Origin of the sequence: Micromonospora haikouensis (genome assembly GCF_900091595.1) — a bacterium.
GTDB classification, from domain to species: Bacteria; Actinomycetota; Actinomycetes; order Mycobacteriales; family Micromonosporaceae; genus Micromonospora; species Micromonospora haikouensis.
Genome location: NZ_FMCW01000052.1, coordinates 1 through 22711, shown reverse-complemented (window position 1 = coordinate 22711; position 22711 = coordinate 1). Strand labels below are relative to the sequence as shown.

Genomic DNA, 22711 nt, shown 5'->3' with positions numbered 1-22711 from the left:
TCCGGCAGAGACCGCAACCGCCAGGTTGATGGATGGTCACCCCGGGGTGGGATCTCCCCGCGCCGGCCGCCCAGAGGGCTACCAGACCGGCTCTGGGACGGCCAGGCCAAGCCGCTTCGCGGTCGGCTACGCCGAGCCTGGCCGTCCCAGAGCCGGCCCGGTCGATCGGAGATCGGCCGACACGAGGAGATCCCACCCCACCCCCGGCACCGTGCGCGGGCAAGCCCGCAACCCCCGCCCACCACGGCCTACACCGCGTCGTGCCGGTCGAGCACGTACTTGACGCTGCTCTTGGCCCACTTGCCCTTGCCCGACGGAGTCGGCACATGCTCGGCGTTCAGCCTCTCGGCGATGGCCGCCAGCGACAGGCCCTCACCGCGCAGTTCCGCCGCCCTGGCTGCGGAGGGCGGCACCGGCGCCGGCGGTCGACCCAGCCGCACACCCCGGTCCCGGGCCGCCGCCATCCCCGCCGACACCTCGGGCCGACGCATCTCAGATTCGCTGCTCATGCCCCACAGCGTACGGCAAAAAGGTATAGAAAAAGGTCCCTTGGGGGGCTTTTTCTATACCTTTTCCTGTACGATGGAGAGGTAAGGAACGGTCCGACCAGGTGAGCCACCACCCAGCCGGACCAGGAAGAACAGCCCCTCTGCGAAAGGGAGTTCCATGACCCAGCGTACGACGATCCCAGTTCGCCCCGCCCAGGTCGCCCCCGTCCGCGTCGGTCGTGGGAAGGCCGTGCACCTGGGCAGCCTGAGCAGCATCACCGGCCCCGACGGCAGCCCCCGCTACGTCGCGGCCTGGTGCGGGGCCAGCGGCAGCGGCGACAACGTTCGCGCCGGTGAGCCCATTACCGAGCCCATCACCTGCCGCACCTGCCTGCGCACCCAGCCGCGCCCGATCGAGCTGATCAACGCCAGCCTGACCGGCGAGCCCACCACCCTGCCCCACACCGGCCTCGTCGTCCCCCACACCAAGCTGCGCGTCAGCGACATCCGCCGCGTCCCCGGCACCGGCGGAACCCGCGCCCGGCTCATGCTCGGCGACCACTTCATCGGCTACATCAGCAACACCGTGCGCTTCCACCCCGTGCACGGAGCCTGGATCGACACCAACGACCTCGCCGCCTACGCGGCCCACTGCCGCACGGCCAACGGCCGGACCCTCAACGTCCACGACGTGCTCGGCGCACTGGTCCGCGAGTACGAGGCCGCCCAGCGGCACGCCGCCCCGGCTGCGCAGCCCGACCACAACGACCACGTCAACCTGCCCCACTGAGGCCAACCCGTGCCCCGGGCCGCCCCCGGCCCGGGGCACGGCACCCACCGCAGCAGTCACGACGCGGGAGAGCACCATGACCATCAACCACCGGGCCGACGCCCGCACCATCCTCGCCACCGCCACCCCCGCTACCCACCGCCCGCTGCTGGCCTGGGCCGTCGGGATCACCACACGCAGCCACGCCGTCGACCCCCTGACCTACTGGCGCACCCGAGACGCCCGGCAAATCGCCCCCGAGTACGCCGGCCAGACACTGCCCGCCGGCCGGATGCTCCGCCTCGACCGGACCCGGATCGAGATCGCCGACGGGAACCTCCGCCAACCACTTCGCCTGAACTGGGCCGACCTGGGCGCCGTCCTGGACAGCGGCCGGGTCACCACCGACCTGATCCGTTGCTGCGAGCAAGCCGTCATCGCCTGGCGTGACCACCCCGGCGGATTCCGGGGTGCTGGCTGGACCGATGTCGTCGTCGCCTGCTCCCGGGCCGGAGAGGCCGTGTGGGCGGCCTGTCGACCGGCCGACCCTGGCGAGCAACTCGACCTGTTCGCCGGTGCCGGGATCTAAGCCGCCACCGCAGCGCTGGTTCGGTAACCTCGCGCGTCCACGCTGACCAGCCGTTTACGAACGTATACGCTGGTCAGCGTGGACGAGGTCTACCGGTTCGACGACGCCAGCTACACCACGCTGGGCGCTGCCGGCATCAGCTGGCAGAGCGTGCTGCAGGTGCTCCGGGCCCGCCCACGCATCCGTCAGCACCTCGGTGCGGTGCTGCGCATCGCCGCCCCGACGTCCGACGGCCAGTGGATCGCCGTCGCCCTGGTCGAAGACGGCGATGATGAGTACCTCGTGGTCGGTGCCCGCCAGCTTGACCCGGCCGAGGTCGACGTGGTGACCAAGATGCTCGAAGGAGGCCAGCGATGACCAGCCGAGACGACGCCCTGCGGGCACTCAACGACAGCGACTGGAGCGGAGCCGAGGTCGACCAGAGCACAGCGAAGGTGGTCCACTCGACCCGGCTGCCCCCCGAGGTGTCCAGCCGCCTGGAGGCCGAGGCCCACCGACGCGGAATCACCCCGAGCGCCCTGATCTGCGAGCTGGTCGACGCGGGACTTGCCCCGGTCGCCGACGACACCACCGTCACCGTCCGAGCCGCCGACCTACGCCGCGCGATCGACAACGTCATCCACGACGCCGCAGCCTGACGTCAGGCTGCGGTCGGGCTACTCACAGGACAGGTGACTTCCGGGATTACTGGCCAACGAAGATGACGACCACCGTCACGTTGTCGGGGCCACCCTGGTCGAGGGCTGAGGCGATCAAGCGGTCAACGGCTTCCTGCGTGCTTGTCGAGGTGGCCAGCGCGGAGTGCAGGAGATCATGCGGCACGTAGGAGCTGAGCCCATCGGTGCACAGCAGGAGCCGGTCACCAGGTGCCAAGGTCAATAGGGTGATGTCGGGTGCCCGGCCGTCCTGCCGACCGTCTACGAACCGTGCCAGCCTGTCGGGGAGGTGAGGCACGTTGGCGGCCTCAGCGACCAGGTGCTTGTAGAGGTGGTCTTCGGTGATTTGTGTGGTCTGACCGTGCTGTTGACCGCCACGAAGGAGGTAGGCCCGGGAGTCGCCGACGTTGGCCAGGGCGACGGCCGTACCAGCCCTGAGCATGGCGACCAGCGTGGTGCCCATGCCGGCGAGGCTCGGCTCGGCTTCGATTCGCTGCCTCAGGGCATGGTTGGCGGCGTTGACCGCTTGCCCGAGCACGACGGGTAGCGCGCCTGGCTCCACCGCTTGGTCGTACTGCCGCATGGCCTCGATAGCCGTGGAGCTGGCGACATCACCAGCGACGTGGCCACCTAGCCCATCGGCGACCGCGAGCAGGAAGTCACCCAGGTAAGAAGCGTCTTCGTTGCGCCGCCGAACGAATCCCACATGAGAGCCCTCTGATACCTGGACGCTGAGAGTCGGTGCCACGTCCGTCACCCCTCGTTGATCTCATCGGGCCACGGGTCCTGCGCCGACTCATCACGGTGTAGGACGTGGATCGTTTCGACGCGGTCGCTGGCGACGATGTACTCGGTCACCTCGACTGGCTGGCCATCGCTGCCAGAGGTGCCTACCCGGACGATCTCCAGGACTGGAAGGTTGGTCGGGATCTCCAGCAGGGCAGCCTCTTGCTTACTGGGCATGCGTGCCCGGTGGATCTCCATCCAGCTGATCGGCCAGTGGCCGGCCATCTCCAGTCGGTATAGCCAGTCGCCAGGTCCCGGAGCTTGCGAGGCCACCCCAGGAACGTTCGCCACCCGAGGATGAATCCAGGAGATGTTGATCTGGAACGGTGGCTCTGACTCGGGGCCGGTGACTCGGAAACGCCGCATTACCAGCGCCCCTGGCTCGACCTTGAGTAGCTTGGCGATCCGTGGGTCGTTCAAGGGCTCAGCAGACACTACGGGCGAGATGTGGTGCTTCCACACCTCCTGGCTAGTGGCAGAAGGGAAGGAGTACCCGGGGGCGGTGGCGTTCCGCTTGACCAGGTTTCCGCGAGGACGACGCGGACGGATGGTCCCGTACCGCACGGTGATTCCCCGACCTTGGACCGCCCAGACGTAGCCCTCTGCTTCCAGGACCCCAATGGCTCTGCCGACGGTGTCTCTGTTCGCCCCGTACTCGGCGGCGAAGTCGTCTAGACGCGGCAGCTTGGCACCAGGCTCCCACTCGTTGGCCTCGATCCGCTCTCGGATCTTGGCGGCGATGTCTAGGTAGCGCGAGTGGACAGCCACCGCACCCTCCCCATCTTCGAATTGTCTTGGGACAAGCTTGACAGGTGTCATGTCGGGGGTCAACATTGTCCCAAGACAAGACGGCGGGGCTCAACGGATCGCACCTATGAGCCCCAAAGGAATGACCGCGGCGGATCGCACCCGCCGCGGCCATGGTCAATAGCGGATCGCACCCGCAATTGACCCACGCCCTGTGGATAGCCACCCGCAGGGCAGATCGGCATCTCTACCTGAGGAGGCTCAGATGCCAGCTATGAGGGTACGTGCTGCCCGGATACAGCCGGTGCAGCCCCAGTCCGGATCGATGGTCGGCGAGGTTTCGGCGCTGGTGGCGCGGGCGCAGGCCGGTGACGCGGAGGCGTTCGGGCTGGTCTACGACCGCTACGTCGACCAGGTGTTCCGCTTCGTCTACCGGCGGGTCCTGGACCGGCAGGTGGCCGAGGACCTGACCTCGGAGACGTTCCTGCGGGCGCTGCGCAACCTGGCCAGCTTCCGCCGGCCGGGTGGCGACTTCGGCGCGTGGGTGACCACGATCGCCCGGAACCTGACGCTCAACTGGCAGCAGTCGCACCAGCGGCGGGAGCGGCCGGTGGCGGAGCTGCGGGACGCTGCTCCGGTGGACCGGGCGCCGAGCCCGGAGGCGACCGTGGTGGACGCGCTGACCCGTGAGGCGCTGGTAGCGGCGATCGCCCAGCTCAACCCGGTGCAGCGGCAGTGCATCACGCTGCGGTACCTGCGGGAGCTGTCGATCGAGGAGACCGCGCAGGCGTTGGGCAAGACCCCGGCGGCGATCAAGTCGGCGCAGTACAAGGCGCTGCGGGCGCTGCGGGGTCTGCTGTCGGCGACGGCGGTGATGCCGGCATGAGCACCACGACGATGACGCCGGCCAACGGTGTCGGCCGGGCGGCCCTGGTGCGGGCCGCGCAGGGCAAGCCGGCCTCCTCGGCCGCGCAGCGGGTGCCGATGGGCATCCGGACCGTCGCCGGCCCCGGCGCGGAGACCACCGCCACCCCGACGGCGGCCCAGCCGGACCGGTCGGTGGAGCGGCTGCTGAGGGTGGCCGCCGCGAGCGGGTCGGCGCGCACCCGCAACCTCGCCGAGAAGATCGCCGGCCTGGTGCAGGAGTTGACCGGTCGGGTCGAGGCGGAGGAGGCGCAGCGTCGGGAGCGGGAGGCCGCCGAGGCGCAGCGCCAGGAGCTGGCCGAGGCGGAGGCGCAGTTGGCCCGCCAGCTCGCCGAGGTGCGGCAGAAGCTGCGCACGACCGGCCGCGACACGACGGCGCAGCCGTCGCGCAGCCGTCGGGAGGGTGCCGAGCAGCGGGCCGCGATCCGCGCCTGGGCCCTGGCCAACGGGCACGAGATCAGCGCCCGGGGCCGGATCTCCGGCGAGATCGTGCGGGCGTGGGCGGCGGCGACCGGGTCGGAGGTGACCCGGTGAAGGCGCTGAAGGTGCTGCTGCCGGCCGTCGGCGTGCTGTCGGTGGCGGGGCACGTGTGGGCGGTGCGGACGGTCCGGGCGGACCGGGTCCGGCTGGCCGAGGCCCGCCGGCAGGCGACCGTCGACCCGCTGACGGGGCTGGCGAACAGGGCCGGGCTGGCCGGGGCGCTGGCCGACCTGGCCGGTGATTCCTACGACGTGGCCCTGCTCGACCTGGACGGGTTCAAGCAGGTCAACGACACCCTCGGCCACGACGCGGGTGACGCGGTGCTGGTCGAGGTCGCGGCCCGGCTGTCCGACGCGATCGACGAGGTCGACGGCGCGGTGGTGGCCCGGCTCGGTGGTGACGAGATCGTGCTGGTCTGCCCGTCGCCGGCCCCGATCGCGGGGATCCTCGGCGCTGAGGTGGTGCGGGCCCTGGCCGCGCCGGTGGTCCTGCCCGGCGGGCGGGAGCTGCCGGTGCGGGCCAGCGTCGGCGCGGTGTCGGCGATGGCCGGCGACGACCCGTCGCGGGTGCTGCGCGCGGCGGACCTCGCGCTCTACCGGGCGAAGGCGGCCGGTGGCGACCAGGTCGCCGAGTACGACCGGGCGGCGGACCTGCCCGCGATCGAGCAGCGGCCGGTGGTGCGGCTGCGGGAGCTGGCCGGGACGGCCCGCGCGCTGGGGGGTGTGGCATGACGGCCCCGACGCTGGACATCGCCGCCGTGCTGGAGCGCTACCGGGCCGGTCTGCGGGACGTGCCGGACGTCGAGCTGGAGCGTCGGGCCGCGACGGTCGCGGCCCTGCCGGGCCGGCTCGCCGGTGAGATGCGGCGTCTGGTTGACGCGGAGCGGGAGTACCGGCAGGCCGTGCGCCGGCCGACCCGGCCGCCGGTGGCCCCGGCGCGGCTGGACCGGTCGCGGGTGGTCCTGACGGCCGGCGCCGTGGTGGCCACCGGAGGTGCGGCGTCGCTGCTCGCCGGCCAGGCCGTGGCCGAGCACGCCGAGCAGGTGCCGCAGGCCCTGGTGTACTCCCCGGTCGCCGCGCTGGCTGCGGTGGCCACGGTGGTCGGCGGGCAGCGTCTGGCGCGGTGGATCGACGACCGCCGTCACCCCCTCGCCGTGGACGTCGACGAGGCCGACCTCGACCCGTACGGCCGGGAGCTGCTGGCGCGGGTGCGGGCGGCCCGGCAGGCGCGCGGGGAGGTGTGCTGATGGCCGGCGAGCTGCTGGTGCGGGTGCACCTGGACTGGACCGGCCCGGAGCACTACGAGCACGGCCGGTCGCGGCCCTGCCGGGTCTGCGACACCCCCACGCAGATGCGCGACGGCCGGGGCGAGGCGTGCCACCAGTCGTGCGCGGAGGACGAGCTCGCCCGGGAGCTGCTGGGCACCGGCCGGGCCCGGATCGCCGACGAGCGGGTGCCGGCCCCGGCGCAGCTCACCAACAACCGGCGGCCCGCCCCCTCGGGAGGCACGCGGTGAGCGCCGAGACGCCTGGGGCCGGCGTGGACGTGCCGGTGGACAGCCGGGCGGACAAGGTCGAGGACACCGTCAAGCTGGTCATCCTCGTCGCGATCATGGTGGCCGCGCTCGCGGCGTCCTTCACGCACATGCGCGACTGGACGCTGCACTGGATGCCGCACGGCACCCCGCAGTGGTTCGGGTGGGCCAACGCGGTCATCTCCGAGCTTCTGCCACTGGTGGCGACGCTGTCGCTGCGCAAGCGGCTGCGGCAGGGCAAGAGCTTGTGGTCCTACGCCCTGGTGATCCTGCTGGCTGGCGCGGTGCTGTCCCTGGCCGCGCAACTGTCGGCGGTCGGCGCGGACGCTTCCTGGTCGGCGCGGTTCCTGGCCTGCCTGCCGTCGCTGGCGTTCCTGTTCCTGTCCAAGTTGGTCATGGGCGACCTCGACTCGGGGCGCAAGCACGCGGAAATCGAGGCCGACCGCAAGCGGCTGGCCGACGCCGAGGCGGCCCGGCGGGCGGAGGAGATCCGGGCGGCGCGGGCGGAAACCGCCGCCGCGCGGGCGGCCCTGGCGGAAGCCGAGGAACTGGCGCGGGTGGAAACGGCGCGGGCCGAGGCGGAAGCCGTCGCCCGTGCGGCGGCGGAAACCCGTGCGGCCGAGGCGGAAACGCGGGCGACGGTCGAGGCGGAAACGCGGGCGGAAATCGAGGTCGCCACGGAGGCGGAAATCGCCGACCACGTCCGGGCTGTCGCCGAGGCGCGCGAGGCCGCCAGGGCCGCCGCGCAGCGGGCCGCCGCCGAGGCGGAGGCGGCCCGGCTGGCCGAGGGCCGGCTCGCCGAGGCCCGCGACGCCGCAGACCGGGCCGCCGCCGCCCGGGTCCTGGCCGAGCGGAGCGCCACCGAGCAGGTCCGGATGCTCACCGAGGCCGCTGAGCAGGCCGAACGCGACCATCAGGACGCCCTGGCCGAGGCGCGCGTCGACGCGCGCACGGCCCAGGAGCAGGCCGCAGAACTGGACGAAACGGCGCGGGCGCTGCGGGCGCAGCTCGACGAGGCACAGCGCTTCGCCGAGCGGCAGGCCGTCGCGCGGGCCCTGGCCGAGCAGGAGAGCCAGGCGATCAAGGACGCCCGCGACGGCCTCATGAACGAGCTGGAGCGCACCCGTCGGGCCCTGGCCCGCGCCCAGGAGAAGGCGGAAACCGGGGCGGCCCGGCAGCCGGAAATCCTGCGTCCCGCCAACCGGAAATCTCTCGCCTCCGTTCCGGCCGAGTTGCCGGCTGACCTGCCCGAGGTGGAAACGGTCAAGCCGGAAACGGTGGCCGCCGTCCTCGCCGCTCGCGCCCAGCACCCGGAAATGACCAACAAGCAACTGTCGGAGATCACCGGGATTTCCGACCGGACGATCCGCAAGGTCCTCAACGCCGTGCCGGCGGAAATCGTCGGCCAGGTCCTCGAACTGACCAGCGGCAGCCGCGTCGCCTGACGCACCGCTTTCCGGGCGATGAGCCCACGGTGCTCGACCCGCCGACGACGTCGGGTCGGGTGCCGTGGCCCCACCCCTCGGCAGGAGGACAGACCCCATGACCCGCACGCCGACCCCGCCCCACCCACACCTGATGGAGGTGATCCCGTGAGCGCCCAACCCGCCGAGGACAACTACCGAACGTCACCGATTCCGCGAATTCCAGTCCGGCGTGAGGCGGACGTCGTTTCCCTGGTCCACCCGAGGCAGGAGCCCATTCCGGCCCCTCCCCTACCGGAATCCAACCAGGACGAACCGGTACAGAACACGCAGCCGAGTTCCGGCCCGAGTTCCGGCACCGGAACTACTCAGCGTCACGTTCCGGGGGACTGGGAGAGCGTCACCGCTGTCTGGACCGGCTCTCCGGAGCCGCTGTGCGACCTGGTCGAGCTGACCGGCCGGGCCCGCGAGGGCCAGGACGCGCAGGCGATCGCGATGGCCTGCTGGGCCGTGCTCGTGCTCGTCCCCCGCGGGCTGCTGCACCTGGCCTCGTGGGTCCTGGCCCATCCCCTCCGATCGCTGGCCGCCGCCGCCGTGGCCGCGGTCTTCATCGCAACCCTCTGAAAGGAGGCACCTGTCATGACCAGCGCAGTGATCGTGCTCGGCGGGCTCGTCTACATCGCCCTGTCGATCGTCTTCCACTTCACCCCCCGCCTGCGGGTCGTGGTCGCCCTGGTGGTCGGCGCGTTGCTCGCCGGCGTCGTCGTCACCCAGATCAACAAGTGGCTCGCCACCGGCATCGACAAGATCGCCGGGCCGATCGGCAACTGGATCGGCCAGGACGCCGACCAGGTCGCGGTGTCCATCCCCACCGCCATCGGGTTGGGGCTGGCGATCGTCGTGGCTGTGTTCCTGCGCGGCAAGGGCAGCGGCAAGGCCGGCGGCAAGGGCGTGGCGGGCAAGGGCGGCGGTGGGGGCGGCAAGACCAAGCTGGCCCACATCGCGCTGGCCTGCGCCCTGCTGCTGCCGATCGTCGTGGGCGGTCTCGGCGCGACCATCCAGGACGTGGTCCAGTGATCTTTTTCGACATCCTGGTGTACCTGGCGGTGGCGAAGATCGCCGTGCTGCTGCTGGAGGACGCCGCCTACGCGGTGAGGGGCAAGCAGTCCCCGCGCCGGCAGGCCCGCGCCCGCCTGCAGGCAGCCGGGCAGAAGGCCGACGGGTCGGCCGGGGCGAGCGCCCCGGCCGGCGCGGGACGGACCGGCAGCACGGTCGCCGCCGCCGACGGCTACCTCGCCGGGCTCATCGAGGACGCCACCGAGCGGGCCCGCGCCCGCCGCCGCCGGGCGGTCGCCCGCAAGCGCGGCGCCCAGGCTGTCGACGGCGTCGTGGTCGACGTCGACGACGACGACCGCTGGTACGCCGACTGCGACCTGTGCGGGTGGTCCAGCCGGCCGTACCGGATCGAGGCCAACGCCCAGGGCGCCGGCCGCGACCACACCCGCACCGAGCACCCCGACCAGTACACCGGGCAGCCCGAACCCACCCGTGATTCCGCCGAATCGTCCGTCCCCACCGCTGACGACGGTGAGCAGGAGCCGCGTCGGCCGGCGCTGCGGGTGATCCCCGGCGGCGCCCAGGACACGCAACAGCCGGTCCCGCAGCAGCTCGCCGGCCGGACCGAGGCGGACGACCGGTCGCGGGAGCCGGCGTCCTCGGTGGTCCACACCGACGAGCACTCCTACTGCCAGACGCCGGGCTGCCCCCGGTGCCGGCCGCCGCGCTTTGAGTGGCGGTGCAACCGGTGCGGAGAGCGGTCCGGGGGCTCGTTCGCCTCGCTTGAGGACGCCGAGGAGTCCGGGGCCTGGCACGTCTGCGCCACCGCCGAGACGAGCACGGACGCCGCGACGCCGGCCGGGCCGCCCAGCCGGGACGACGCCTACGCCCGGTGCGCCCACCGGGAGGTCCGCGACGGGCAGCCGCAGTGGTGCGACAACCCCGGCGGCGGCCCGGACGGCCCGTTCTGTGACGACCACAAGACCACCGGCGGCGACGCCGGGGACAACCAGCACCACCCGACCGCCAACCCGGCGGCCGGACCGACCAGCACCACCGAGCAACTGAGGGAGATGACCGTGAACCTGGAAGCCACTGGTCCGGAGGAGATCCGCGCCGCGTTCACCCAGGCCGCCGAGGCCGCCGGGTCCGGAGCCGAGGAACTCGCCGCGTTCAGCGCGGTCCTGACCGAGGCCGCCGACCGGTACGAGGGCCTGAAGATGGCCGCCTCGACCGTCGGCCACCTGCGCGACGCGGGCGAGCAGTTCGCCGCCGCCCACGCCGCGCTGAACACCGCCCAGGAGGAGCTGCAGGCCGCCCTGTCCGACTTCAACAGCCACGACGGCGCGGTCGCCGACGCGGTCTCCGACACCGGCGGCAACCTCGCCACCAGCGAAGTCCTGGTCGGCTGACGATCCCACCCCGGGCCCCGGGGCGCAGCGTCGCCCCGGGGCCCACCCCCTCACCCCCCGCTCTCGCCAGCACCCGTAGAGGAGACCAGCGATGTCGACCCGGACCGCCTCCGAGATCCGTGCCGACCGGGCCGCCGCGCTCGGCCGCGCCCTGACCGCCCTGCTCGCCGTCACCGCCTACGCGGTGGCCTGGCTGGTCAAGCGCAGCTGGCGGCGGCTGCTGCCGGTCTACTGGGTCGCCGCCGAACTGGCCGTGGCCTGGGTGGCCGGCCCGCTGGGTCTGTCCTGGCAGAGCGTGGCGATCCTCGCCCTGGCCATCGCCGCCACGGCGGTGAGCTGGCGGGCCCGGTCCCGCACGGTGCGGGCCTGGCGGGCCGCGATCGCGGTCGTGCTCGGCGGGTCCGCCGTGGCCACGGTCGCGGCCGGCGGACCCGCCGCCCTCGCCGCGCACCCCACCCTCACGATCGCCCTGCCGACCCTGGCCGGCGTGGTGCTGGGCTGGCCCTGGTGGTACCACCTGCGCCAGAGCCCGCCGGAGCCCGAGCCGCAGCCGTCCCCGGCCGTGGTCGACGAGCCGGTGGAGGTGGCCGACCCGCTGACCGCGCACTGGGAGCAGCGCTGGCAGACCGAGGTGGTCGGGCAGGGCGTCTGCACCGGCACCACCCTGGTCAAGGCCATCGAGCCCCGGCCCGGGGTCACCGAGGCTTTGGTGCGCCTGTCTCCCGGCACCAAGCCCGGCCCCCTGTTCAAGTCCGGCCCGGACGTCGAGGTCGCCCTGGACCTCAACGAGGGCGCGGTCGGCTGGCGCTCCACCGGCAAGACCGCCCGCCTGCGGGTCATCCTCGTCGAGCGGTCCCACATCGCCGACGGCGTGCCCTGGACCGGCCCCACCTACGCCAACGGCCGGCTGGAACTGGTCCGGTTCACCGACGGCTCCCCCGGCCACTGGGTGGTGTCCCGGCCCGGCTTCGGGGTCGTCGGTGGCCTGGTCGTCGGGTCCATCGGCACCGGCAAGTCCCGCGCGCTGGGCGCGCTGATCGCCAACCTGCTCGACGGCGGCGCCCAGGTCGCTGTCGGCGACCCGCAGAACGGCCAGTCACTGCCGGCGTGGAAGAACGTGGTGGAGTACCACCCCGGCGTCGAGGCGACCGCGCTGCTGGGCCGCCGGGTGCACGCCGAGGTGATGCGCCGCTCCCAACTGCTCGCCGACGCCGGCGTGCAGGCCTTCGACGAGAACGACCCCCGGGTCAAGGCCCTCGGCCTGCGCACCTTCATCGTGGTTATCGACGAGTGCCAGCTGATCCTGATCCCGAACACGCCGCTGGTCGCGCTGATGGAGCAGGCCGCCGAGACGATGCGCAAGACCGGCGTCGGGCTCATCCTGGCCACCCAACTGCCGCAGATGCGCTCCCTCGGCGGGTCGATCCGCCTGCGTGACGCCCTCGTCGCCGGCAACGCCCTGGTGCTGCGCCTGTCCAACCGTGGGTCGGGCTCGACGATCCTGCCGGACGACTTCGTCGGCGACCCGTTCGTGCTGGAGCCGGAGATCGACGGCAAGACCACCGCCGGCATGGGCTACCTGCGCCACAGCAACCGCGTCGGCATGCTCTGCCGCGTCCCGCACCTCGACGAGGACGCCGTCGCTGCCGCCGCACCCCGCGTGCCGGTGCGCTGGAACGTGCCCGAGATCGACCCGGCCAGCCCCATCGTGCTGCCCGGCCACCGCGCCCCCGCCACCGCCGGCAAGACGGCCACGGCCACCACCCCGGGCGGCGGCAGCGCGGTGGACCGGCTGCGCGCCGCGTTCGGCACCGGCCGCTGCACCACGACCACCGTGGTGGAGCAGGTCGCGCCGGCCACCCCCGCTGACTGGGTCCTGGCGTGCCTGCGCCGCGGCCCGGCCTCCGCGCAGGCGCTGCTGGACCGGCCCGACTGCCCGGTCAACCAGTCCCAGCTCTACACCCTGCTGGGCCGGCTCAAGGACGCCCACCGGATCAACCCGCCCGCCCAGCGCGGCGGCCCCTTCACCATCGCGGGCTGACCGCCCCCGTGACAGCCGACCGCGCCAGCAGTCGGCTCTCGCGGAGGCCGACAGCCCACCCCCGCCCCCATCCGGTCCGGACAAGGAGACCCCCGATGGCCAGCACCGCCCGCCGCCCCCGCCGCACGAAGAAGCAGGCCGAGGTCGACCACGCCGCCGCGTTCGCCCGCTGGTGCGGCCTGGCCACCCGCGCCACCTGGCACCGCACCGCACGCGGCGCCGGCCAGCTCGCCCGCAAGCTGCCCAGCCCGCACCGCACCCCCGGCCTGGACCTGCCCGGTCACGACCACGCCGGCCTCGCCCTGCTGCTCACCGGCGTCGTCACCGCCGCCGCCGTGTGGACCCACCCCGCCGGCCTGCCCGGCCAGCTCCTGCACATCCCGGCCGCCATCACCGGAGGGCTGCTCGGCCGCCTCGCCGTCCTCGCGCCGCTGCCGCTGATCTGGCTCGCCGTGCAGTCCATGCGCCACCCCGCCGGCACCCACACCGTGCGGATCCTCGCCCAAGCCGCCGGCACGCTGCTGACCGCCGCCGGCCTCGCCGGGCTGCTCGACCTGGCCGCCACCGGCACCGGCGGGCTGCTTGGCCGGGCCACCGGCGCGCTCGACGCCGTGTTCAGCGTGTGGGGCGCGACGCCGCTCCTGCTCGGCCTGATCGCCGCCGGCCTGACCGCCGCCACCGGCATCACCCCGGTCGCCGTGGTGACCGCCCTCGCCGCCGTCCGCCGCCGCCCCGCTCTGCCCGTCGACGAGGACTTCGACGGGTTCGACGACGTCGACCAGGCCGACGAACTCGACGCGTCGCCCGCCCCACGCCCGAGCGCCGCAGTGGCGGCCAGCCCGGCCCTGGTGGTCGATTCCGCGGAATCCGCGCCCCGCTCGCCGCTGCCACGCCGCCAGAGCACGGACCCGACCACCATCGCCGCGGTGACGGCCGCTGCGGCACCCGTGACGGCGGGCGGCTACCAGCTGCCGACGCTGGCCCTCCTGGCCGCCGGTGACCCACCGCAGCGGCGTACCGCGGCCACCGACACAGTCAAGCAGGCCCTGCAGGGCGTCCTGGACGACTTCAAGGTCAACGCCAAGGTGTCCGGCGCGCACCGCGGGCCCACCGTCACCCGCTACGAGATCACCATCGGCGCCGGGGTGAAGGTGGAGAAGGTCATCGGCTTAGGGAGGAACTTCGCCTACGTTGTCGGCCAGCCCGAGGTGCGGCTGCTGTCCCCGATCCCAGGCAAGAGCGCCGTCGGCGTGGAGGTCCCCAACCCCGACCGGGAAGTCGTGACCCTCGGCGACGTCATCCGCTCCCGCGCCGCCCGCGACGGGCACCGGCTGCTGGTCGGCTTGGGCAAGGACATCGACGGCAAGGCGATCACCGCGAACCTGGCGACCATGCCACACCTGCTCCTGGGTGGCGCCACCGGCGCCGGGAAGTCGGGCTGCCTCAACACCCTGCTGGTGTCCCTGCTGACCCGGGCCACGCCGGCCGAGGTGCGGCTGCTGCTCATCGACCCCAAGCGCGTCGAGCTGACTGCCTACGCCGGGATCCCGCACCTGGTCACCCCGATCGTCACCAACCCGCGTAAGGCCGCCGACGCCCTGGAGTGGGTCGTGCGGGAGATGGACATGCGCTACGACGACATGGCCGCCCACGGCGTCCGGCACGTCGACGAGTACAACCGCAAGGTCCGCGCCGGTGAGGTCACCGCCCCGGCCGGCAGCGAGCGGGTTCTGGAGCCGTACCCGTACCTGGTGGTTGTGGTCGACGAGCTGGCCGACCTGATGATGGTCGCCCCCCGCGACGTCGAAGAGTCCGTCGTGCGGATCACCCAGCTCGCCCGTGCCGCCGGCATCCACCTGGTCCTGGCGACCCAGCGGCCCAGCGTGGACGTGGTGACCGGCCTGATCAAGGCCAATGTGCCGTCCCGGCTCGCGTTCGCCACCAGCTCTCTGACCGACTCCCGCGTCATCCTCGACCAGCCCGGCGCGGAAAAGCTGCTCGGCAAGGGCGACGGACTGTTCCTGCCCATGGGCGCGTCGACCCCGGTTCGGATCCAGGGGGCCTGGGTGTCCGACGCCGAGGTCACCGCTGTCGTCGAGCACTGGCGTGGCCAGGCCGATGACGCCGGCGGGCAGCCCGCCCCCGCCGCGCCTGCCGCCGCCCTGGCACCGGCCGCGAAGGCCCCGGCTGTCGATGCCGCGGTGGTCGACGGGCTCGATGACGCCGAGCGGGCCCTGCTGCGCGAGGCCGCCGAGCTGATCGTCACCAGCCAGTTCGGATCCACCTCGATGCTGCAACGCAAGCTGCGCATCGGCTTTGCCAAGGCCGGCCGCCTCATGGACCAGCTGGACCAGATGCGTGTGGTCGGCCCCTCCGAGGGCTCCAAGGCCCGCGAGGTCCTCGTGAAGCCCGACGAGCTGCCCGGCCTGCTCACCGCCCTCGGCGGCGAGCACCCCACCGACCCGGACGACCGCACCAACGCCACGGTGCTGCCGTTCCCGCGCAGCGGCACCCGCCGCTGACGCCCCTTCTCGCTTCTCCGCCGATAGCACTTCCCAGGAGGGATCTCATGACCACGACCACGAGCACCGCCGCGCCGACGATCCCGGTGCGGCTGCACCTGACCGACACCGACGCCGTTAACGAGCCCCGCGTCAGCCAGGTGATCGTCACCGGCTGGCCGGTCGCTTCGGGCCTGGCCATCAACGTCACCATCGGCGACGACGGCCTGCGACTCGATGGTCGCTACAGCCTGACTCATCTGCCCAGCGGCCTGGCCATCGCCCGGTGGCTGTGCGCCCGCCACGCCGACCAGGCCGCTGTCGCCGCGATCGCCACCGGCATCGACTGGACCGCCGACGCCGAGCAGATCGTCGACGACGAGCGCACCGCCCCGCTGCGCCCCGGCATGGCCGTCTGGGACTGGTGCGGCTACGACCGCTCCTGCCGCGCCGAGGCGTACCCGCGCCCGGACTCCCCCACCTACGCCAGCTGCTAACGCCGCGCGGGCGGCCCCCACGCCCTGAGAAAGCCGGGGCCGCCCGCCACTCCCCCATCCACGACAGACGACAGGAGCTACCCACATGGTGCCCGATCCGGGTGACCCGACCTACCTCGGCGCGGCCTACGCCAGCACCTACGAGCCGCGCGCCAAAGGCGGACCCCGCAGCCACTTCACCATCCCGACCGCCGGCGCGTACGCGGTGCTGGTGACGATCGCCCCCGGCCTCGCCGACAGCACGTCCCGCTGCACCGGCTGCGGCGCGGAGGACCGCGACTTCAGCGAGCTGGAGATCCTGGCCCGTGCCGGGGCGCACGCCTCGACGTGCGGCCGGGGCACCGTACCGGCCTTCCTGGACGCCGAGATCACCACCGTCCGCGCCGAGCTCGCCCGTATCGACCCCAAGGCCGGCGGCTACCTGCAGATGGCCGGGGTGCTGCTCGGCGCCGGCCTGGCCGTGCTCGGCGGCGCCGGAGCCGGCGGCCACCTCCCCACCGCCGCGCTCGCGGCCGGCGCGGCCACCGCCGCGGTGGTGCTGACCGCCGTGGTGCTGCTCCTGCTCGCCTCCCGACCTCGCCTCGGCGGGGACTTCGGGTTCGTCGCCTACGCCGCCGCCGACGACGCCCAGGGCGTGCTCGCCCGCATCGTCGCCGGTGACGCCGACCAGGTCCCGCAACTGACCGCCCTCGCCAAGGCTCGGGAACTGTGGTGGCTCAGCCGCTCCACCCGCGCCAAGTACCAGGCGATCAGCCGCGCGGTGCCGCTGCTGCTGGCCGGGTACACCGGCGCGGCCCTGACCGCCGCCCTGGCGATCGGCGCGTGGTGACCATGACCCACCGCCCGTTCGAGACCACCATCGCCGCCACGGCCGACGAGTACCGCCTCGACGTCGTCACCGACCCCGACGTCGACAACCCACAGAGCGTCACCTACTTCGTCGCCGCCGACGTCGACGCCGCCTGCCACCAGGCCGTGCGGCTGCTCGCCGCCGTCGACGGCCCCGACGACCGCTACGGCGAGCTGTACGTCCACGACGGAGACGGCACCGCCGTCCACTGCGACACCATTCACCTGCCCGCGTGACCATTCAATACGTACGAATGGGCGGCCCAATTGACCGGGCCGCCCATTCGAATGCGCACCTTCGGATTTCCTTAGCACGCAAGGCCGCCAGGCTCGCCCCGGTATGTACCTATTTCACGGCGAGGTCCACACAGGACTGGCCAGGATCGCCGGTTTCGGTGCGTGGCGGTGCCCCAGCCGATGGCAGAGTCACCGTAAGATCCACGGGTTACAACTTGGCCCCGGCTCGGGGTCACACCCCGACTTCGATCGTGAGGGAGCGCCCTCGCTCAACCCCTAACTGCAGACAGCAAGAGAGCCCCAGACCCCGAATCGTTTGGCCGCGAGAAGGGTCTGAGGCTCCAACAAGCTCGGAGGACACCATAGCACCCACCTCCGGGCTGGGTGCACTCTTGTCTCAAGACACGGTGTCCGCGTGTCGCGGTGACGCTTGCTCGCGCCCAGCCTCATCTCACCTTCGCGCTGTTCAGCCACGTCCGGTCGATGCCCAGGACGTAAGCCTGGCCGGTCTACGACGGTGCGCCCCATGATGGCGGCAACTCACCGGTGCCCGCCGGCGCAGCCAGTCGAGACCATCGGCCACAGGCAGGCTTGCATCGCCACCCCGTCTGCCGCCGCTGTGCTGGTGGTGGGCCGGTGACCGCTGTTCTGGATTCCGCGCGTCTGGTCGGGCTGGGTTGGTGCCCGTCGTGTTACGCGGGTGGCCGTCCGGTGCCGGTGGTGCCGGGCCGGTCCGGGTGCCGGGCGCACCTGGTCGACGAGCGCCCGCTTCTTGAGGCCGATCGGTCGGGGCAGCTGCGTATCGGTGTGCCGGCGCGGTCTGCTGCCCGGCCGGTGTACCCGACCGGGCAGCAGACCGCCTGTGTGCAGTGCGCGGTGGCCGGCGTAAACCGGCTGGGCGTCTCCCGCGAGGGGGCCGGGACGGATCCGCTGTGCCAGTCGTGCTGGCGGGGGCGGCAGGACCGGGCGGCGGCCGGCGAGCGGCGCCGTCTGGTGGCCGTGCTGCGCGAGCGCTTGGACGTTGACGTGCCCGAGGGCTGCGGGGCGTGCGGATCGGCTCATCCGGTGCCGGAGTGCTGGCTGTGCGGGTGGTCGCACCTCGCGGCGGCCCGCGCCGCCCAGGAGGCCGTCGACGCCGCCGAGGCCGCCCGGGTCGCGGAGCGCTTCGCCCTGCTCGCGGAGGTCACCGAGGCGGAGGGGCGCGTTGACGAGCTGGCCGCGTGGGTGGCCCGGTTGCGCGCGGCCGTTGACGGCTACCCGGCCGGGTCGGGCCGCTCCCGCGCGGTGGAGCTGCTGGCGGACCTGCTGGCTCGTGATGCGGCGGCCCGGTCGACGGCGCGGGGTCGTCCGGGTGCGCTGGCGCGGGTCGCCGGCGTGCTGGCGGTTGACGCGGATTGGCGGTCTGGGCGGCGGGCGATGCCGGGTCGGGCGCGTAGCGCGGAGCTGGCGGGTTGTACGGAGCGGGCGGTCACCGCGGCCTGGTCGCGGGCGACCGCCCTGCAGTGGGCGGTACGGACCGAGGCCGGCCGGCGGCTGTCCCTGGCCGAGCGGGTCGAGACGGGCCGGGCGCAGGACCGGGCCTGTTACGACCTGGTGCCGCTGCACCGCGGTGACGTCGCCGGCCGGGCCGGCTACGTGCCGGCCGCCCTCGCGGTGTTGGCGGACCTGGTCGAGCACGCCGCCGCCCTCCTGGCCGCCGCGCAGGAGCACCTCGACGAGCTGCGCGCCCGCGCCGGCGGCTGGGTGGAGCGGCCGGAGGCGGCCCGTCGTGTCGAGCTGCGGGCGGCGGTGACGGTCAGCGTGGAGCGGGTCCGGGGCACGGTCCGGGCGTTCATCGATGGCGGTAATTTGTTCCCCCCCCACATGGTGTCTCAAGGTGAGTACTTAAGTTCCTGTTCGTACCGGGGTTTGGTGTTCTCACCGCCGATCGCTCCGCCTACGTCGGGGGGCCGGCAGGGCCGGCGGGACAAGCGCGCTTCGCGCTCATCGACTACCGAGGGTCGGCCGGGTTGGTCGGGGTGTGCCGGGTCGCGGCGTGCACAGCGTCCTAGGCCGGCCCAGACGGTGACTGCCGGGCCACGAGCCGGGCGTGCGCGTCCGCAGTGGGCCGGGTGGGCGTACGAGCTCGCACGGGCCGTTCAGGGCCAGTGGGCGTGGCTGGCCGGCGTGCCGCTTGCCCGGGTCGCCGCGACGCTGGGCGCCGCCCTCGGTCCGGACTGGACGGCCCAGGCCCTGGACGCCTGGGTACGCCGGGCCCGGTCCCGGCCGCTGCTGGTCGAGCCCCGCGACCCCCTGGCCTACCTGCGGGCGGTGCTGGAGGACGCGCTGACCGGGCCGCACACCCCGCCGCACCCGGCGGCCCGGCACACCCGCCACCAGCGGGTCCTGGCCGCGATGCAGGCCGCCGTGCAGCGCGAGCGCCGCGACCAGGCCCGCACCGCCGAGGTCGAGCGGGACCAGGCGGCCGTGCGGCCGGGCGGGCGTAGCGCGGCAGCCGAGGCCGCCCTGGCAGCGATCCGCGCCCGCACTCCGGGGCACCTGCGCCGCGCCGACCGCGCCGCCCTGCTCGACGGCCCGGCCGCCGTCGGCGGGGGCGAGTGCGTGTGGCCCGTCGTGGCGCAGCCCGGCGGCGGCCTCCCACAAGCCCCGCGCCCCTGATTCGCACCCCGCCCCGGTACCTCAAGTGCCGCCCGGCCCTTGAAATCGACTCTCCGTCGATCTCAGGGGCCACTTTTCGTGATCTCACCCAACCAAGATCAGATAGTTTCGACTTTCTTGGAATTGGATAAGTGTTTCCCGTTCTTAGAAATGGAAAGTCGGATAGGATGGTGGCCATGACGGAGACGACGACGGCGGGCCCTTCCCGGGTGCAGCCGACCTGCAAGTACGACCAGCGGCCCCTGACCTACTCGGGGAAGGGCCGGCCGCCGGAGTTCTGCCCGGACGACGAACGCCGTCACGACGGCCGCAACTGTCGGCAGGCGTTCGCGGAGCAGCGGCAGGCCGAGCTCGCCGCCGGCCTGGACGTGCCGCTGACCGCGTACCGGGAGGCGACCGGCCGGGTCCTGCCGGCCGTGGAAGCCCTCGCCGGGGAGCTGGCCGTCGTGGTCGAGGCGATGCGGGCCGTGGACACCTCGGCGTTGTCCCGGGTCGAGACGGCCGAGGCGGCGGCGGTGGCCGCCGTCGAGCGCGCCCAGGCCGCCGAGGACGACCGCGACCGCGCCGTCCGCGACGCCCGTACCGCCACCGCCGCGGCGGCCACCGCGAAGGAAGCACAGCGGGTCGCGGAGCGGCGGGCCCGCGACGCCGAGGCCGACGCCGAACGGCGCACCACCACCGCGTGGCGGCAGGTGGCCGACGCCCGCGAGGCCCAAGGCCGCGCCGAGGCCGCCGCCGGCGAACGCGCCCAGGCCGTCATCACCGAGACCGGCCGCCGGGAAGCCGCCGAGCAGCGCGCCGCCCACCTCACCGACCAGGTCAAGACCCTGCGCCGCGAGGTCAAGGACGCCCAGGCCGAGGCCCGCCAGGCCGACAAGGCCCGCGCCGCCGCCGAGCAACGCGCCGAACGGGCGCAGGAGACCCTGACGGCGGTCACCGCAGAACGCGACACCGCCCGGACCGCCCTCACCGAGTCCGAGACGGCCCGCCACGAAGCCGACGCCGAGCTGGCCGCCGCGCGCGCCGAACTGGCCGCGCTACGCCGGCAGGCCGACCAGGACCGCGACGAGCGCCGCGCCGCCGAACAGACCGCCCAGGCCGCCCGCGAAGCCCAAGGCCGCGCCGAAGCCGCCGCCGAGGCCGCCACCGGCCGGGCCGACCGCGCCGAGGCCCGCGTCAACGAGCTGATGGCCCAGCGCGACGCCGACCGCACCGACCGATCGGGCGAGCCGCGGTGACCGCCGACCCGAAGCTGGTCGTCCTCATCGGCCCGGCTGGCAACCGCAACCGGCACCTGGACGACGACTGACCCCGCGCCACCACGCCACGTACGGCGGCCCCCGACAGCCCCGCGAGGGAACCCGTCGGGGGCCGCAGCTCGTCGAGCGCGAGTTACGCGAGGCGTCCACGCGCACGCGCGGCCGTTCGCACGTGCGAACCACAAAACGCACGCGCGACCGCCCCGCGCTCCCCCGCCCCCGGTGACCTGACCGGTCACAGCACAAAACGCGCGTGCGCGCGACCGCCCGGGGGCGCGTGAACGTTCACGGCCCAAAAAACGCGCGTACGCGGGCTGTCGGGGCTCACGCGGGCCGTCCCGACGGGGGCGGCCCCCCTGCCGGGGTGCTCTGGTGGCCACCGGGACGGTTGGGTGCCCGCTGTCCGTCCGGATCCGGAAACTTCGGGCCTGGGTTTCCGGAGTTTCGAGAGCTCACCCACGCGCGGGCGCACGCGGAACCGAGGGCGGCACCCCCTGAAGTAGGCCGTGGAAACGCCGACCCCGGGGCCACCCGCCAAACCGGCCACCCGCCAACCCACAAGACGTGCCAACCCCGGGCATCCTCAGGGAGGCTGCCGAAACCCTCAGGCGAGCCCCGCCGCCGGGTGCCGCCGGGCGAGTTGGTTCAAAGTTTCTGTACGTCTTCAAGGCAGCCCGGGGCGGGCCGCTCGTGCCGGTCGACAGGGGCGCGCGTCCGGTCGCTCCGCTGCCGCTGCACACCGGCCGCGCCCCGGTGCCCGTCGACGGGCACGACGCGGGTTGTCGTGTACGGGCACGATTCCACAGTGTGACGACGAGACGGTTGAGTGTCGCTTTGATAGCGGTCGGCGGAGTGGTCCTGCTGACGGTCGCGCTGATGCTGGTTCCCCGGCCGTGGTGGGCTGTCCTGGCTTCCGGGTGGCCGGTGCTGGTGCCGGTGGCGGTGGGCCTGGCGGTGCTGGTCGCCGGAGTGCTGCTGTGGCGACGCGACGGCGTAGAGCATGAAGTGTCTGCTGCGCCGACGCCGCCGGATCGGCAGGTGCGGCCTCTGCGGTCGTGGGTGATCCCGGTCGGGGTGGTCCTGGTCGGAGTGATCACCTGGGCCGCAGTCACCTGGTTGCAGGGCTCGGTGCCGGCCGTGGGCGATCAGGTGGAGCGGGCGAAGGTGCGGATCGAGTCCATCCGCACCGGCTTGACCATCGGCGCGGCGGTCACCGCCGCATTCGCGCTGCTGCTGGCCTTCCGCCGGCAGCAGTTGGCCGAGCGCACCCAGCAGGCCACCGAGTACGACGCCGGCGAGAAACGCGTCACCGAGCTGTACGTCAAGGCCGCCGACCAGCTCGGTGCGGACAAGGCCCCGGTCCGCCTCGCCGGCCTGTACGCCCTGGAACGCCTCGCCCAAGACAACCCCATCCACCGGCAGAGCATCGTCGAGGTGATCTGCGCCTACCTGCGCATGCCCTACACCCCACCCGACGACCAGCCCACCCCCAATCCCGCCACCCTGCCACCTACGGACGGGGCCGCTTCAGCCGAACCACCGGCCGTCACTGGTGACGATGACAAGCCAAGCCGTAGATCTCCGGGAGGAACGCCAGGTCCGCCTCGCCGCCCAACGCATCCTGGCCCGCCACCTGCGACCAGCAACCCCAGAAGGCGAACCCCACCCCTTGTACTGGGGCGCGGCGGTGACCCTCGACCTCACCGAAGCCGTCCTCATCGACGTCGACCTCACCGGCTGCCACCTCCACAACGCCACCTTCACCAAAACCCACTTCAGCGGCGAGGCCAGGTTCGGCGGGGCGA

Annotated in this window: 25 protein-coding genes; 21 read left to right on the top strand and 4 right to left on the bottom strand. The window is 73.3% G+C overall.

The features are described 5' to 3' along the window. Nucleotides 1–248: 248 nt before the first annotated feature. A complete protein-coding gene (locus GA0070558_RS31070) occupies nt 249–509 on the bottom strand; it encodes a recombinase family protein (RefSeq protein ID WP_091286632.1) in 261 nt (86 codons plus the stop codon). A 157-nt stretch (nt 510–666) separates the two neighbouring features. On the opposite strand from GA0070558_RS31070, the gene GA0070558_RS34745 reads away from it, so the two are divergent. The 4 genes from GA0070558_RS34745 to GA0070558_RS31050 all read left to right on the top strand — a co-directional run bounded on the left by GA0070558_RS34745 (nt 667) and on the right by GA0070558_RS31050 (nt 2484). Then, nucleotides 667–1278 (top strand): hypothetical protein, encoded by a 612-nt coding sequence (locus tag GA0070558_RS34745; protein ID WP_256092229.1) that lies wholly within the window; start codon nt 667–669, stop codon nt 1276–1278. Between the two features lie 76 nt (nt 1279–1354). Beyond that, complete coding sequence (locus GA0070558_RS31060; RefSeq protein ID WP_091286628.1) at nt 1355–1846, top strand: hypothetical protein; 492 nt, start codon at nt 1355–1357, stop codon at nt 1844–1846. Nucleotides 1847–1924: 78 nt separating this feature from the next. Further along, on the top strand, nt 1925–2203 hold the full coding sequence (locus GA0070558_RS31055; RefSeq protein ID WP_074479266.1) for a hypothetical protein: 279 nt from the start codon (nt 1925–1927) through the stop codon (nt 2201–2203). Next, entirely contained in the window at nt 2200–2484 is a 285-nt protein-coding gene (locus GA0070558_RS31050) for a hypothetical protein (protein ID WP_074479267.1), read from the top strand. Before GA0070558_RS31055 ends, GA0070558_RS31050 begins: the two co-directional genes overlap by 4 nt. Nucleotides 2485–2530: 46 nt before the next feature. On the opposite strand, the gene GA0070558_RS31045 is transcribed toward GA0070558_RS31050, so the two are convergent. Together GA0070558_RS31045 and GA0070558_RS31040 are read right to left on the bottom strand one after the other, a co-directional pair. Next, nucleotides 2531–3208 (bottom strand): PP2C family protein-serine/threonine phosphatase, encoded by a 678-nt coding sequence (locus GA0070558_RS31045; RefSeq protein ID WP_074479277.1) that lies wholly within the window; start codon nt 3206–3208, stop codon nt 2531–2533. A gap of 47 nt (nt 3209–3255) precedes the next feature. Continuing rightward, complete coding sequence (locus GA0070558_RS31040; protein ID WP_091286656.1) at nt 3256–4107, bottom strand: GntR family transcriptional regulator; 852 nt, start codon at nt 4105–4107, stop codon at nt 3256–3258. A gap of 202 nt (nt 4108–4309) precedes the next feature. Here GA0070558_RS31040 and GA0070558_RS31035 point away from each other — a divergent pair, with 202 nt between their 5' ends. The 16 genes from GA0070558_RS31035 (at nt 4310) to GA0070558_RS30965 (ending at nt 20885) form a co-directional block, all read left to right on the top strand. Next, nucleotides 4310–4921, top strand: a complete 612-nt coding sequence (locus tag GA0070558_RS31035; RefSeq protein WP_091286625.1) for an RNA polymerase sigma factor — start codon at nt 4310–4312, stop codon at nt 4919–4921. Next, nucleotides 4918–5493 carry an Lsr2 family DNA-binding protein gene (locus GA0070558_RS31030; protein ID WP_176734459.1) on the top strand — a complete coding sequence of 192 codons (576 nt, stop codon included), beginning with the start codon at nt 4918–4920 and terminating at the stop codon, nt 5491–5493. Before GA0070558_RS31035 ends, GA0070558_RS31030 begins: the two co-directional genes overlap by 4 nt. Then, a complete protein-coding gene (locus GA0070558_RS31025) occupies nt 5490–6170 on the top strand; it encodes a GGDEF domain-containing protein (RefSeq protein WP_091286650.1) in 681 nt (226 codons plus the stop codon). Before GA0070558_RS31030 ends, GA0070558_RS31025 begins: the two co-directional genes overlap by 4 nt. Continuing rightward, complete coding sequence (locus GA0070558_RS31020; protein WP_091286622.1) at nt 6167–6685, top strand: hypothetical protein; 519 nt, start codon at nt 6167–6169, stop codon at nt 6683–6685. The genes GA0070558_RS31025 and GA0070558_RS31020 overlap by 4 nt, the downstream gene beginning before the upstream one ends. Continuing rightward, nucleotides 6685–6954, top strand: coding sequence for a hypothetical protein (locus GA0070558_RS31015; RefSeq protein WP_091286619.1), 270 nt, complete (start codon nt 6685–6687; stop codon nt 6952–6954). Before GA0070558_RS31020 ends, GA0070558_RS31015 begins: the two co-directional genes overlap by 1 nt. Continuing rightward, the gene (locus GA0070558_RS31010; RefSeq protein WP_176734458.1) at nt 6951–8417 is read left to right on the top strand and encodes a coiled-coil domain-containing protein; all 1467 of its coding nucleotides are present in this window, start codon (nt 6951–6953) and stop codon (nt 8415–8417) included. The genes GA0070558_RS31015 and GA0070558_RS31010 overlap by 4 nt, the downstream gene beginning before the upstream one ends. Nucleotides 8418–8564: 147 nt before the next feature. Further along, nucleotides 8565–9020, top strand: a complete 456-nt coding sequence (locus GA0070558_RS34740) for a hypothetical protein (RefSeq protein ID WP_141722384.1) — start codon at nt 8565–8567, stop codon at nt 9018–9020. Nucleotides 9021–9035: 15 nt separating this feature from the next. After that, nucleotides 9036–9473 carry a hypothetical protein gene (locus tag GA0070558_RS31005; RefSeq protein ID WP_091286615.1) on the top strand — a complete coding sequence of 146 codons (438 nt, stop codon included), beginning with the start codon at nt 9036–9038 and terminating at the stop codon, nt 9471–9473. Beyond that, a complete protein-coding gene (locus GA0070558_RS31000; RefSeq protein ID WP_091286612.1) occupies nt 9470–10864 on the top strand; it encodes a hypothetical protein in 1395 nt (464 codons plus the stop codon). Before GA0070558_RS31005 ends, GA0070558_RS31000 begins: the two co-directional genes overlap by 4 nt. A 91-nt stretch (nt 10865–10955) precedes the next feature. Continuing rightward, the gene (locus GA0070558_RS30995) at nt 10956–12905 is read left to right on the top strand and encodes an ATP-binding protein (protein ID WP_091286574.1); all 1950 of its coding nucleotides are present in this window, start codon (nt 10956–10958) and stop codon (nt 12903–12905) included. 95 nt (nt 12906–13000) lie between these two features. Continuing rightward, nucleotides 13001–15427 carry a DNA translocase FtsK gene (locus GA0070558_RS30990; RefSeq protein WP_091286570.1) on the top strand — a complete coding sequence of 809 codons (2427 nt, stop codon included), beginning with the start codon at nt 13001–13003 and terminating at the stop codon, nt 15425–15427. A gap of 47 nt (nt 15428–15474) precedes the next feature. Continuing rightward, on the top strand, nt 15475–15903 hold the full coding sequence (locus GA0070558_RS30985; RefSeq protein WP_091286565.1) for a hypothetical protein: 429 nt from the start codon (nt 15475–15477) through the stop codon (nt 15901–15903). Nucleotides 15904–15988: 85 nt separating this feature from the next. Continuing rightward, a complete protein-coding gene (locus GA0070558_RS30980) occupies nt 15989–16732 on the top strand; it encodes a Pycsar system effector family protein (protein WP_091286561.1) in 744 nt (247 codons plus the stop codon). 2 nt (nt 16733–16734) lie between these two features. After that, nucleotides 16735–16989, top strand: coding sequence for a hypothetical protein (locus GA0070558_RS30975; protein WP_091286647.1), 255 nt, complete (start codon nt 16735–16737; stop codon nt 16987–16989). Nucleotides 16990–17865: 876 nt separating this feature from the next. After that, complete coding sequence (locus GA0070558_RS30970) at nt 17866–19647, top strand: hypothetical protein (protein ID WP_256092228.1); 1782 nt, start codon at nt 17866–17868, stop codon at nt 19645–19647. A gap of 176 nt (nt 19648–19823) precedes the next feature. Continuing rightward, nucleotides 19824–20885 (top strand): coiled-coil domain-containing protein, encoded by a 1062-nt coding sequence (locus GA0070558_RS30965; protein ID WP_091286642.1) that lies wholly within the window; start codon nt 19824–19826, stop codon nt 20883–20885. A gap of 1166 nt (nt 20886–22051) precedes the next feature. On the opposite strand, the gene GA0070558_RS35095 is transcribed toward GA0070558_RS30965, so the two are convergent. Continuing rightward, nucleotides 22052–22216: a hypothetical protein gene (locus GA0070558_RS35095; RefSeq protein WP_369523399.1), complete on the bottom strand. Its 165-nt coding sequence runs from the start codon at nt 22214–22216 to the stop codon at nt 22052–22054. A gap of 248 nt (nt 22217–22464) precedes the next feature. On the opposite strand from GA0070558_RS35095, the gene GA0070558_RS35090 reads away from it, so the two are divergent. Then, the coding region (locus GA0070558_RS35090) for a pentapeptide repeat-containing protein (protein WP_369523398.1) at nt 22465–22711 on the top strand (247 nt) is incomplete at its 3' end.